The sequence below is a fragment of the Acidovorax sp. FG27 genome (assembly GCF_040365715.1).
GTDB lineage: Bacteria > Pseudomonadota > Gammaproteobacteria > Burkholderiales > Burkholderiaceae_C > Paracidovorax.
Window position 1 is genome coordinate 805,435 of record NZ_BAABVY010000009.1, and the last position, 11,829, is coordinate 817,263.

At 68.3% G+C, this 11,829-nt stretch carries 11 protein-coding genes; 1 reads left to right on the plus strand and 10 read right to left on the minus strand.

Annotated features, from left to right (window positions below; translation table 11 throughout):
• Positions 1-154 precede the first annotated feature (154 nt).
• From ABWV53_RS10620 to ABWV53_RS10645, 6 genes are all read right to left on the minus strand, one after another.
• Complete coding sequence (locus ABWV53_RS10620) at positions 155-880, minus strand: ABC transporter ATP-binding protein (protein ID WP_353365639.1); 726 nt, start codon at positions 878-880, stop codon at positions 155-157.
• Positions 877-1,638: an ABC transporter ATP-binding protein gene (locus ABWV53_RS10625; RefSeq protein WP_353365641.1), complete on the minus strand. Its 762-nt coding sequence runs from the start codon at positions 1,636-1,638 to the stop codon at positions 877-879. The genes ABWV53_RS10620 and ABWV53_RS10625 overlap by 4 nt, the downstream gene beginning before the upstream one ends.
• A complete protein-coding gene (locus ABWV53_RS10630) occupies positions 1,635-2,516 on the minus strand; it encodes a branched-chain amino acid ABC transporter permease (protein WP_353365643.1) in 882 nt (293 codons plus the stop codon). The genes ABWV53_RS10625 and ABWV53_RS10630 overlap by 4 nt, the downstream gene beginning before the upstream one ends.
• Positions 2,517-2,540: 24 nt before the next feature.
• A complete protein-coding gene (locus ABWV53_RS10635) occupies positions 2,541-3,416 on the minus strand; it encodes a branched-chain amino acid ABC transporter permease (protein WP_353365645.1) in 876 nt (291 codons plus the stop codon).
• A gap of 120 nt (positions 3,417-3,536) precedes the next feature.
• Complete coding sequence (locus ABWV53_RS10640; protein WP_353365647.1) at positions 3,537-4,757, minus strand: ABC transporter substrate-binding protein; 1,221 nt, start codon at positions 4,755-4,757, stop codon at positions 3,537-3,539.
• Positions 4,758-4,805: 48 nt separating this feature from the next.
• On the minus strand, positions 4,806-6,038 hold the full coding sequence (locus ABWV53_RS10645; RefSeq protein WP_353365649.1) for a metal-dependent hydrolase family protein: 1,233 nt from the start codon (positions 6,036-6,038) through the stop codon (positions 4,806-4,808).
• A gap of 205 nt (positions 6,039-6,243) precedes the next feature.
• Between ABWV53_RS10645 and ABWV53_RS10650 the strand changes: the two genes are divergently transcribed.
• A complete protein-coding gene (locus ABWV53_RS10650) occupies positions 6,244-7,206 on the plus strand; it encodes a LysR substrate-binding domain-containing protein (RefSeq protein WP_353365651.1) in 963 nt (320 codons plus the stop codon).
• Positions 7,207-7,231: 25 nt separating this feature from the next.
• Here ABWV53_RS10650 and ABWV53_RS10655 read toward each other — a convergent pair whose 3' ends face one another.
• Genes ABWV53_RS10655 through ABWV53_RS10670 form a run of 4 tightly spaced genes read right to left on the minus strand, consistent with a single transcriptional unit; the run spans position 7,232 to position 11,786 of the window.
• Positions 7,232-8,815 (minus strand): malonate--CoA ligase, encoded by a 1,584-nt coding sequence (locus ABWV53_RS10655; protein WP_353365653.1) that lies wholly within the window; start codon positions 8,813-8,815, stop codon positions 7,232-7,234.
• A gap of 31 nt (positions 8,816-8,846) precedes the next feature.
• Positions 8,847-10,022 carry a CaiB/BaiF CoA transferase family protein gene (locus ABWV53_RS10660; protein WP_353365655.1) on the minus strand — a complete coding sequence of 392 codons (1,176 nt, stop codon included), beginning with the start codon at positions 10,020-10,022 and terminating at the stop codon, positions 8,847-8,849.
• Positions 10,019-10,984, minus strand: coding sequence for a Bug family tripartite tricarboxylate transporter substrate binding protein (locus tag ABWV53_RS10665; RefSeq protein ID WP_353366693.1), 966 nt, complete (start codon positions 10,982-10,984; stop codon positions 10,019-10,021). The genes ABWV53_RS10660 and ABWV53_RS10665 overlap by 4 nt, the downstream gene beginning before the upstream one ends.
• Positions 10,985-11,036: 52 nt before the next feature.
• Positions 11,037-11,786 (minus strand): enoyl-CoA hydratase/isomerase family protein, encoded by a 750-nt coding sequence (locus ABWV53_RS10670; RefSeq protein WP_353365657.1) that lies wholly within the window; start codon positions 11,784-11,786, stop codon positions 11,037-11,039.
• Between the last annotated feature and the right edge of the window lie 43 nt (positions 11,787-11,829).

An 11,829-nucleotide genomic window follows, 5' to 3' on the forward strand; every position in this document is an offset into this window, starting at 1 on the left:
GCCGGGCGCAGGTTGACCTGCATCAAGGCCGGCCAGTCCGATCCGCCGCCAGTCGAACCGTGAATTTCAGATCAAAGTGGCCGCCAGCGCTTACGAATACTGGGCATACAGCTATCGAAACAATAGCAAACGGCGGACGCTGCCCTGAAGCGCTTCAGTGGCTGCCCAGGTACAGCTGCGCCATGCGCTGGTCTTCCAGCAGCTCCTGCGCGGGGCCATGCAGCACGCAGCGGCCCTGGTCCAGGATGTAGCCCTGCTGGCTGATGGCGAGCGCCTGCCGCGCGCGCTGCTCCACCATGAGCACGGCCACGCCGGCGGCGGGCAGCTTCTGCACCATGTCGAACACCTTGCCGACCAGCGAGGGCGCCAGCGCGGCCGTGGGCTCGTCCAGCACCATGATGCGCGGCGAGGGCATGAGTGCCCGGGCGAAGGCCAGCTGCTGGCGCTCGCCGCCCGAAAGATTGCTGGCGGGCTGCGGCAAGCGCTCAACCAGCGCGGGGAAGTCGGCCAGCACCTGGTCCATGCGCTGCTTCAAGTGCTTGACGCCGCGCACCACCTGCAGGTTCTCGCGCACGGTGAGCGAGGGGAACACGTTGGCCACTTGCGGCACGTAGGCCAGGCCGGCGTCGAAGCGGTCCTCGGCCGACAGGCGCGTGATGTCCCGCCCACCCAGCTGGATGCCGCCCGCCACCCGCGGCAGCAGGCCCAGCAGTGCCTTCACCAGCGTGGACTTGCCCGCGCCGTTGGTGCCGGCGATGGTCACGATCTGCCCCGGCGCGACGGCCAGGTCGATGCCGTGGATGATGTCTACCTCGGAATAGCCGCCGCGCAGTTGCCCGATCCGCAGCAGTTGTTCGCCGCTCATGGCTGCGTCGTTCATACCACCCCTCCCATATAGGCTTCCTGCACGCGCGGGTCGTCCAGCACGGTGTGCGGGTCGCCCTCGGCCAGGATGCGGCCCCGGTCCATCACGATCATGCGGTGCGACAGCGCCTTGAGCGCCTGCAGGTGGTGCTCGATGACGATGAAGGCGATGCCCCGGCCCTGCAGCTCGCGCACGCGGTCGCAGATCTCGTCGATCAGCACCGGGTTCACGCCCGCGAAGGGCTCGTCCAGCAGGATGCAGCGCGGATCCAGCATGAGCACGCGGCCCAGCTCCACCAGCTTCTTCTGCCCGCCCGACAGGCCCCCGGCCGGCACGTCGCGCACGCGCGCCAGGTTCAGGAATGCGAGGATGCCGTCGGCCTTGGCCGCCAGCTGCGCTTCATGTTCGCGCAGGCTGCGCGTCTGGAAGAAGGCGTTGATGAGCCGTTCGCCCTGCGGATTGGCGGCGGCGGCCATCAGGTTCTCGTGCACCGTCAGGCTCTTGAATTCGCGCGGGATCTGGAAGGTGCGCACCAGCCCCAGGTGGGCCCGGCGGTAAGGCGGCATGCGGGTGATGTCCTGCCCGGCGAAGGCGATGCGCCCGGCATCGGCCGGTTGCTGGCCCGCGATGGCGGCAAACAGCGTGCTCTTGCCCGCGCCGTTGGTGCCGGCGATGCCCAGCACCTCGCGCTCGGCCAGTCGCAGCGACACGCCGTCCACCGCCTTGAAGCCGCCGAACAGCCGGCTTACGTTGTCCACTTGCAGCATGCTCATTTCGACGAGCCTCCGAACAGGCCGTTGGGCCGATAGAGCGTGACCAGGATCAGCGCCAGGCCCACGGCGGCCAGGCGCAGGCTGGCCATGCCGACTTCCGACACGCCCGGCACCCAGTCCTTGGCGAAACGCGACCCTTCCAGGAACACCATCAGCAGCAGCGAGCCGAACATGGCGCCGCGCACCGTGCCCGAGCCGCCCATGACCAGCCCCATCCACACGTAGAAGGTGATGAGCGGGATGAACTGCTCGGGCGTGATGAAGGTGATGAAGTGCGCGTAGAAAGCGCCCGCCAGGCCGGCCAGCGCCGCGCCCAGCATGAACACCTGCACCTTGAAGCGCGCCGGGTCCTTGCCCAGGGCCGACAGCGCGGCCTCGTCGTCGCCGATGGCTTTCAGCAACCGGCCGAACGGGCTGCGCGTGAGCCGCACCGTGCCCCAGCAGACCAGCGCCACGATCACCGCCAGCAGCGTGAAGATGGCCACGTCGGACACGCCGCCGCCCCAGCCGGCGAACAGCTTGGGGAGGCCCGGCAGGCCCTGCACGCCGTTGGTGAGCCAGCTTTCCTGCTGGATGGTGATGCGCACGGCCTCGGAAAAGCCGAGCGTGACGATGGCGAGGTAGTCGTCGCGAAGCCGCAGCGACAGGAGGCCGATGGGCAGTGCCAGCAGGCCGGCCAGGATGCCGGCCAAGGCGAAGCACAGCGGCAGCGGCAGCCCCTTGAGCGACAGCAGGCCCGAGGTGTAGGCGCCGACGGCGAAGAACGCCACCACGCCGAAGTTGACCAGCCGGGTCAGCCCGAACTGCAGGTTCAGGCCCAGCGCCAGCAGGCAGTAGATGAGCGCGACGATGCCGATGGCACAGAGATAGGCAATCATGGTGGGAGTCCTTCTTCTTCTGTTTCAACGCACCAGCTGCACGCGGCCCATGATGCCGGCGGGGCGCAGCAGCAGCACCAGCGCCAGCACCACGAACGACAGCACCAGCTTGTACGACGGCCCCAGCAGCGGCACCGACAGCTCCTGCACCACGCAGATCACCAGCGCGCCCAGCACGGCGCCCACCGGGCTGCCGATGCCGCCCAGCACCATGGCGGCGAACGCGGGAATGAGGCTTTCCCAGCCCATCTCGGGCGTGACGATGGCCTTCATGCCCAGCAGCACGCCGCCGATGGACGAGAGCGCGCCCACCAGCAGCCAGAGGCAGAGCATCAGCCCGCCGGCCCGGATGCCGCTGGCCCGCGCCAGGTCGGCGCTGTCGGCCACGGCGCGCAGCTGGCGGCCGAAGCTGGTGCGGTAGATGAGCACGAACACCACCGCCAGGCAGGCGGCGGCGATGGCCGCGATCAGCACATCGGTCGGCAGCAGGCGGATGCCGCCGAAGTTCCAGGCGCGCACCAGCGGCATCTCGAACGTGCGCTGGTCGTGCCCGGCGAAGAACGAAATCAGGCTGCGCAGCAGAAAGCCGAGGCCGATGGCCGCGAGCATCGAGGCCACCATCGGCCGCCCCGCCAGCTTGCGGAAGATCAGCTGGTAGGAGCCTGCGGACACCAGCGCCGTCACCGCCACGCTGGCGATGCCCGCCAGCCACAGCGGCACGCCGCCCAGCAGCTGCACGGCCACGGCGGCATAGGCGCCGGTGGTCATCAGGTCGCCCGTGGCGGCGTTGGGAAAGCGGTTGACGCCCATCACCAGGGTCATGGCCAGGGCGGGCAAGGCCACCACCAGGCCTTCGATCAGTCCGTTGATCAAAAGGTTTGCGAAATCGATCCAGGTCATTGCGTCATCTCGTGCGTCGCCCCTGGCGGGTGCCGAAGGCGCCCGCCATTGCCGTTCAGGAAGAAGAAAGAAATGCGGCGGCGCGGCACCCTGCCCGGGCCGCCCCACCGCGCCGCGCCATCACACCGCGATGGACACCACGTCGCGGCGCACCATCTGGCCCTTCTCGATCACGTACACGCCGAAGTCCGGCGTCGCGTCGCCGAACTTGTCGAAGTCGAGCTTGCTGGAGGCGCCTTCGTAGTTCACCTTGGCCTTCTTGGCCAGCTGCGCCTTGCCTTCGGCGAAGGAATACACGGCGGTGCCGGGTGCGTTGGCGACGTCGCGGATCCGCGCGTTGACCTGCTCCACCGTGGCCTTGGGGCCGGCGGCCTCCATGGCCAGGGCCAGCGAAACCACCATGTCGTAGGCCATGGCGGCGTAGATGTTGGTGGCGGCGGATTTGCCCGTGGCCTTGGTGAAGGCGGCGTCGAACTGCGCGTACGCCGTGCTCTTTTCGTTGGACACCGTGTCCACCGAGATGATGCCTTCGCAGACCTCGGCGCCCAGGGCCTTCACCAGGTCGGGGTTGGCCGCCCAGCCCGGGATGATCCATTGGTTGTTGGCGCCGGACTGGAACCACTCGCGCAGGATGATGGTGGTGTCGGGCAGGTACGAGCCCATCACGATCACGTCGGGCTTGGCCGCGAGGATCTTCTGCAGTTCGCTGCGGTAGCTCGGGCGGCTGGGTTCATAAGTGACGTGCGCCGCCACCTTGCCGCCGCGCTTTTCCCACACGCGGGTGAAGCCTTCCACGTTGCCCAGGCCCGAGGCGTTGTTGAACGCCATGGTGGCGGGCCGCTTGAAGCCGCGCTTGGCGCAGATCTCGGCGAACGCCGCGCCGAAGCGGTCGTTGGTGGCCTGGAAGCGCCAGACCAGGTCCTTGGTGTCGAGCGTGGAGATTGCCGGCGCGCCCGAGACGTTCATCTCGATGATGCCGGCGGCATCGGTCAGCGGCATCACCGCCAGCGACACGCCGGAGGCCCAGGTGCCGAGCACGGCCTGCACCTTGTTGACCTCGATGAGCTTCTTGGCGGCCAGCACGGCGGCGTCCGGCTTGGTCTGCGAATCCTCGGTGAAGAGTTCGAGCTTGCGGCCGCCCGCGCCGCCGGCGGCGTTGACCTCGTCCACCGCCAGGCGGATGGCCTGCTGCATGCCCGGGCCGTAGGGGCTGCCCGCGCCAGTGATGGGCGTGAGCGAGCCGATGCGGAACACGTCGCCCTGCTGGCTGAAGCCGATGGAAGGAAGGCATTGCAGGGCGGCTGCGGCGCCGCCGAGCTTCAAGAGGTTTCTACGTTGCATGGTGGTCTCCGGTAGGCAGGAAATCGAGGGGACGGGAATGGAAGGAACTCAGAGGGTGTTCTTGACGAAGGCGCCGTCCTTGAGGATGGCGCGGATGCGCTCGCCCTGGCCCAGCAGGCAGCCGATGTCGGCCAGCGGGTCGCCATCGACCAGCAGCAAGTCGGCGATAGCGCCCGGCGTGACCTCGCCGAGCTGGCCCTGCTGGTTCAGGATCTCCGCGCCGATCAGCGTGGCCTGCTGCAGCACCGGGCCGTTGCCCAGGATCTCGGCGCGCAGGCGCAGCTCGTCCGACTGCAAATAGTGCGTCTCGGCCAGCAGGTCGCTGCCCAGGCCCATCTTCACGCCGGCCCTGGCCAGGATCTCGATGGCCTTCTTGCCCTGGCCGCGCACCGTCTCGATCTTGGCGATGGACACCGCCGGCAGGCCGTAGCGCTCGCCCTCGGTGGCCAGGCCTTCGTACGTGACGAGCGTCGGCACCATGAAAGCGCCCTGCTCTGCCATCAGCTCGGCCGTGGGCGCATCCACCAGGTTGCCGTGCTCGATGGTGCGCACGCCGCAGCGCACGGCGCGGGCGATGGCGCGCGGCGTGTAGGCATGCGCCATCACGTAGGTGCTGGCGTTGTCGGCTTCTTCGACGATGGCGCGCAGTTCGGCCTCGGAATAGCCCAGGTTCTGGATCGGATCGTTGGGCGAGGCCACGCCGCCCGAGGCCATCACCTTGATCTGCGTGGCGCCCTTGAGCATCTCTTCGCGCACCGCCAGGCGGCAGGCATCGACGCCGTCGACCACCCGGCCGATGTTGCCCAGCTTGTACGCGCACGAACACACGTCCAGGTCGTCGTTGCGCTGGCGGAAGTCCGCGTGCCCGCCGGTCTGCGACAGCGCTTTGCCCGAGGGGAAGATGCGCGGGCCCTGCACCAGCCCCGTGCGCACCGCTTCGGCCAGCGACCAGTCCGCCCCGCCCGCGTCGCGCACCGAGGTGAAGCCGCGGCCCAGCATGCCCTGCATGATGGGCAGCGAGCGCAGCATGGTGAACACGTTGGGCATCTTGGCCACCGTGCCCAGGTTGAACGAAGACGCCACCACGTGGACGTGGCAGTCGATCATGCCGGGCATGAGCGTCATGCCGCGCGCGTCGATGCGCGTGGCGCCCTCGCCCGCGGCGAGGTTCTCGCCCACGGCGGCGATGCGCCCGTCCTGCACCAGCACGGAGAGTCCGGTGCGCAAGGTGAGCGCATGCACATCCAGCACGCGGCAGTTGTCGATCAGCAAAGGGGTCATGGGGGCAGCAAGAGAAAACGGGATGGCTTGAAAAATACTCATGACAGTGCACGCAGCGGGGGCTGCACGCTCATGGTGCCGAAGCAACCACCCACCAGGGGGTACCGCGTCGCCACGCTGTCACAGGACGCATTTATCAGGCCAATCACGCCCGACGACAACGCCTAAAATCTCACCCACCCATGAGCCCTACTCATACCCTGTCATGCGACGCCTCTGCCCCACCATCTCCGAGCTGAATGCCTTCCACTCCGCCGCCAAGCACCAGGCGTTCACGATGGCGGCGCGCGAGCTGTGCGTGACGCAAAGCGCCATCAGCCGCCACATCGCGTCGCTGGAGGATTACCTGGGCCAGAAGCTGTTCATCCGCAAGGCGAGCGGGCTGGAGCTGACCGATGCCGGCGCCACGTATCTCAACGCCACGCGGCCGGCCATGGCCGCGCTGGAGTCGGCCACCACGCAGCTCATGTCGTACGGCGGCCACGGCGGCGCGCTGAACCTGTCGGTGCCGCCGACCTTCGCGGCGCAGTGGCTGTTCCCGCGCCTGGGGCACTTCAAGCGCACGCTGCCGCAGGTGTCGCTCAACTTCGTGCGCTACCAGCACGCGCACGACTTCGCGGTGCCGTATGAATTCGACGCGGCCATCCAGTACGGCTACGGCAACTGGCCCAGCGCCAATGCGCGCTACCTGATCGGCAAGGAAACCAGCATCGTCTGCAGCCCGCAGCTGCAAGCCGCCCTGCCCTTGCGCACCCCCGCCGACCTGCAGCACGCCACGCTGCTGCAGCACATCGAGGTGCCGCTCGCCTGGCACGACTGGATGGTGGCCAATGGCTGCGACACCAGCGGCAGCCGCTTCGGGCCGGGCTTCAACCTGTATTCGCTCATCATCCGCGCCGCGGTGTCGGGCTTCGGCGTGGGCATCGTGCCAACCTGCCTGGTCGAGGACGAACTGCAGGCCGGCACCCTCGTGGAGCCGCTGGGCGAGCGATTCGAAAGCCCGCTGGGCTACTACCTCTGCGCCCCCACCGCCCGCACCAACCTGTCGGTCTACAAGCTGGTGGGGTCGTGGCTGGAGCATTGCTGCAGCCATGGCCCGGCCCAGGGCGCGGCAGGTACGCAGGCGCCTGCCTGCATTTTTTGCGAGGACTTGGCGAAGGCGGCGTGACGCCGCGCCCCCGTCCGTGAGCCCGTCAGGCGAACAGCCCCTTGTGCTGGTCCCGCAGCAGGTTCTTCTGCACCTTGCCCATGGTGTTGCGCGGCAGCTCGGGCACGATGAAGCAGCGCTTCGGGATCTTGAAGTTCGCCAGCTTCGACTTCAACGCGGCCAGGATCGCGTCGCCATCCAGTTGCGCCCCGGGTTTGGCGATGACCACGATCACGCCCACCTCGCCGAAGTCCGGGTGCGGCACGCCGACCAGAGCGCTTTCGGCCACGCCGGGCAGCTCGTTCACGTAGCCTTCGATCTCGGCCGGGTACACGTTGTAGCCGCCGCTGATGATGAGGTCCTTGCTGCGGCCCACGATATGCACGTAGCCGCGCTCGTCGATGCGGCCGACGTCGCCGGTCTTGAACCAGCGGCTGCCGTCCGCGCCCTCGCTGAACTCTTCCCTGGTTTTCTCGGGCATGCGCCAGTAGCCCTGGAACACGTTCGGGCCCTGCACCTGGATGTTGCCGATCTCGCCCGTGGGCAGGGGCTGGCCGGCGTCGTCCACCACGCGCAGGCCCACGCCGGGCAACGGAAAGCCCACCGTGCCGCCACGGCGCTCGTCCTGCCCGCCGTGGCGTGCGTCGGCCGCATAGGGGTTGCTAGTCAGCATGATGGTCTCGCTCATGCCGTAGCGCTCCAGGATGGTGTGGCCCGTGCGCTGCTGCCATTCCTTGAAGGTTTCGATGAGCAGCGGCGCGGAGCCGGCGACGAAGAGGCGCATGGTGCGCACCGTGTCCCGGGTCAGGCCGGGCTCGGCCAGCAGGCGCACGTAGAGCGTGGGCACGCCCATGAAGACGGTGGCCCGCGGCATGGCGGCGAGCACGGCCTTGGGGTCGAACTTGGACAGCCAGATCATCTTGCTGCCGTTGATGAGCGCGCCGTGGATGGCCACGAAGAGCCCATGCACGTGGAAGATGGGCAGCGCGTGGATGAGCACGTCGCCCCGGCCGTCGGGCCCTCCGGTGGCCTGCCAGCCCCAGTAGTCCTTGAGCACCTGCGCGTTCGACAGCAGGTTGCCGTGCGTCAGCATGGCGCCCTTGCTGCGGCCGGTGGTGCCGCTGGTGTACAGGATGGCCGCCAGGTCGTCCGCCGTGCGGGCCACGGGCGTGTGCTGGCCGGCGTGGTGCGCGGCGCGGTCCAGCAGGCTGCCGGTGCGGTCATCGCCCAGGGTGAAGACATGCTGCGTGCCGGCCGTGAAGGCGATCTTCGACACCCAGCCGAAGTTGCCCGGCGTGCAGACCACCACGGCCGGCTCGGCGTTGCCGACGAAGTACTCGATCTCGGCGCTCTGGTAGGCGGTGTTGAGCGGCAGGAAGACGTAGCCCGCGCGCAGCGTGGCCAGGTAGAGCAGCATGGCCTCGACCGACTTCTCGACCTGCATCGCCACGCGGCTGCCGTCCGGCAGGTTCAGCGACGCGAGCAGGTTGGCGATGCGGGCGCTGGCCTCGTCCAGGTCGCGCCAGGTGTAGTGCAGCGGGGTGCCGTCCGGCGCCGTGGCCTCGACGGCGACGGCGTCCAGGTCGTGGGGGAAGGCCGCGCGCAGGGCGGCGAACAGGTTCTGTTTCATGGGCTCTCTCGGTAATGCTCAGGAATGATAGTCACGGCGCGGCGATGTCCCGCAGGATGCTTTCGCGGTCGGCATCCAGTGCAGGCGGGTCGCGGCGCACCAGGTGGGTTGCCCCTGTCCGGAGCGGGTTGCCCGCCACCTGCAAGGACGTTCCTGCGGGAGTGCGCACTTGCGTGAGCATGCCGCGCGCAGCGACCTGCGGGTGCTGCACCACCTCGGCCACGGTCTGGTATTCGCCGCAGGGGATGCCGTGGTCCCCCAGCAGCTGCAGCCAGTGCGCGCGCGGGTGGGACGCCAGCCGTTCTTCCAGCAGTGCCTTGAGCGGCGCATGGTGCGTGACCCGCGCCCTGCCGGTGGCAAAGCGTTCGTCGCTCGCCAGCGCGCGTATGTCCAACAGCGTGCACAGCGTTCCGAATGCGGCATCGCTGCCCACCGCGATCACGAACCAACCATCCTGCGCACGGAACACATCGAACGGTGCCATGGCAGGGTGGCGCGAGCCGAGTGCCCCCGGCACCCGGCCCTCGGCGCCGTAGCGCGCTACGGCGTTCTCCAGCAGCGCCACCTGGCAGTCGAGCATCGACACATCCACGCGGCTGCCGCGCCCTGTGCGGGCGCGCTGCATGAGCGCGGACTGCGTACCGATGACCGCGTACAGCCCTGCACCCAGGTCCCCGATCGAAACGCCCACGCGGCACGGCCCGCCGCCCTCCGGCCCGGTCACGCTCATCATGCCGCTCATGGCCTGCACCACCATGTCATAGGCAGGGAAGCCGCTGTACGGGCCGGTCTGGCCGAAGCCCGACACACTGGTGAATACCAGCTGTGGAAAGCGCGCATGCAATAGGTCCCAGCCATAGCCCAGCTTCTCCATGGTGCCGGGGCGGTAGTTCTCGATCAGCACGTCGGCGCGCTCCAGCAGGCGCTCGAAAATCGCCCGGTCTCCTTCATCCTTCAGGTCGAGCGCGATGGACTCCTTGTTGCGATTGACCGACAGGAAGTACGCCGACACGCCGTCGATGAATGGACCCACCGCGCGCGCATCGTCGCCACGGCCGGGCTGCTCGACCTTGATCACCCGCGCGCCGAGATCGGCCAGCATCTGCGTGCACACCGGCCCAGCCAGCACGCGTGTCAGGTCCACCACCGTCAGGCCCGCCAGCGGCAGCGACTCTGCTGCCGCGTCCGCTTGCACCGCCGCGCTCATTGCAGGCTCGCGCCGGAGCGCTCGGTGAGGGCTTTCGATTCCGCGCCCTCGCGCAGGATCCAGCTACGGTATTCCTCGGGCGACTCCGAGGGCGCGGCGATGTTGCCCTGCTTCTCCAGTTGCGCCTTCACGTCCGGGTCGCCCAGCACCTGCACGCTCGCATCGAAGAGCTTTTTCACCACCTCGGGCGACAGGCCCGCCGGGCCGAACAGGCCAAAGGAGAACGTGAAGTCCATGCCCTGCACACCCGACTCCTCCAGGCCCGGCACCTGCGGAAAGAGGGGCGAGCGCTTCTGGGTGGTCACGGCCAGCAGGCGCATCTTGCCCGCCTGCACCATGGGCAGCACCGAGGGCGGCGTGGCGAAGGTCAGGTCCACGTCGCCCGCAGCGACGGCCTGCACCGACGGCGCGCCGCCCTTGAAAGGCACGTGCAGCATCTTCACGCCAGCCGCCTGGGAGAAGGACAGCCCCGCCAGATGCGTGATCACGCCGGCGCCGGAGGAGGAATAGGTGAGCTTGTCCGGCGCGCTGCGGGCCAGCGCCACGAGATCCTTCACGTTCTGCACGGGAAGGTCCTTGCGCACCGCCAGCAACAGGGGCGCGGACGACCACCGCGAGATCGGCGTGAAGTGCCTGGCGCCGTCGTACTTCGCGCTCTTGTAGAGGATCTGGTCGGAGCCGTACAGGTTGGCCGCGCCCAGCAACAGCGTGTAGCCATCGGCCGGCGCGCGTGCCACGAATTCCGATGCGAGGGTGGTGCCGGCGCCGGGGCGGTTGTCGACCAGCACCGCCTGATTCAAGACCCGTCCCAGCTTTTCGGACACGATGCGTGCAACCGCATCGGCACCGCCACCCGGCGGAAAGCCCACGGCGAGGGTGATCGGCCGCGCCGGATAGGCCTGGGCCCAGGCAGCCGTGCCCGCGGTGGCGAGCAACAGGGTGAGGATGGTTCTTCTCGGCATCATGGTGTGTGTCTCCTGGATGCATGGGTGCGCAAGATGCGCGGGCGGGCTCTCAGCGGCCCGTGAATTTCGGCGCCCGCTTCTCGCGCCACGCCGCACCGCCTTCGCGCAGGTCGTCGGAGCGGATGGTGCGCTGCACGTCGGCGTCGATCTCGGCGCCGACGTGCTGCTGGCGTGCGATGCGGTTGAGGTGCTTCTTCATGCCGAAAAGCGGCAGCGGGGCCATGGTGGCCAGCGTGCCGGCCAGCCCCTGCACGGCGGCCTCCAGCTCGCCTTCGGGCACCAGCTGGGTGAGAAAGCCGCAGGCCTTCATCTCCGAGCTGTCCAGCTTCTCGCAGGTCAGGAACAGCCGCTTGGCCACGTCCAGGCCCAGCCGGCTCACGTAGCGTTCGAGCCCGCCCTGGTAGAAGTGCAGGCCGAGCCGCGCGGCGGGCATGAACATCTCTGCAGCCGGGCCCCCGACGCGGAAGTCGCAGGCCAGCGCCATGTCGGTCGCGCCGCCATACACGCCGCCATGAACCACGGCCACCGTGACGGCGCGGCATTGCTCGAATGCGTCCACCATCTCGCCAAAGCTGCTGCCCTGGTTCTGGCTGTTACCCACTTCTGATATATCAAAACCACTGCAGAAATATTTACCCTCTGCGCGGAGCAGCAGCACACGGATATCATCCCGGGCATTCACCTGCCCCAGATGCTGGATGAGCACGGAGAGGTCCTCAGGGGCCAGACGATTCGCTACCCCGGGGCGGCGCAGCATGATCGTGGCAATGTGGTCTTGAAAGCTCAGCTCCGGCACCATGTGTATCAACCAATTTATTAGATATATCTATTAAGAATGAGCC

Bases quoted from the DNA above. Each gene is read 5' to 3' on its own strand.
- ABWV53_RS10620 (WP_353365639.1), bottom strand. From the start codon at position 880: ATGAACGACGCAGCCATGAGCGGCGAACAACTGCTGCGGATCGGGCAA.
- ABWV53_RS10625 (WP_353365641.1), bottom strand. From the start codon at position 1,638: ATGAGCATGCTGCAAGTGGACAACGTAAGCCGGCTGTTCGGCGGCTTC.
- ABWV53_RS10630 (WP_353365643.1), bottom strand. From the start codon at position 2,516: ATGATTGCCTATCTCTGTGCCATCGGCATCGTCGCGCTCATCTACTGC.
- ABWV53_RS10635 (WP_353365645.1), bottom strand. From the start codon at position 3,416: ATGACCTGGATCGATTTCGCAAACCTTTTGATCAACGGACTGATCGAA.
- ABWV53_RS10640 (WP_353365647.1), bottom strand. From the start codon at position 4,757: ATGCAACGTAGAAACCTCTTGAAGCTCGGCGGCGCCGCAGCCGCCCTG.
- ABWV53_RS10645 (WP_353365649.1), bottom strand. From the start codon at position 6,038: ATGACCCCTTTGCTGATCGACAACTGCCGCGTGCTGGATGTGCATGCG.
- ABWV53_RS10650 (WP_353365651.1), top strand. From the start codon at position 6,244: ATGCGACGCCTCTGCCCCACCATCTCCGAGCTGAATGCCTTCCACTCC.
- ABWV53_RS10655 (WP_353365653.1), bottom strand. From the start codon at position 8,815: ATGAAACAGAACCTGTTCGCCGCCCTGCGCGCGGCCTTCCCCCACGAC.
- ABWV53_RS10660 (WP_353365655.1), bottom strand. From the start codon at position 10,022: ATGAGCGCGGCGGTGCAAGCGGACGCGGCAGCAGAGTCGCTGCCGCTG.
- ABWV53_RS10665 (WP_353366693.1), bottom strand. From the start codon at position 10,984: ATGCCGAGAAGAACCATCCTCACCCTGTTGCTCGCCACCGCGGGCACG.
- ABWV53_RS10670 (WP_353365657.1), bottom strand. From the start codon at position 11,786: ATGGTGCCGGAGCTGAGCTTTCAAGACCACATTGCCACGATCATGCTG.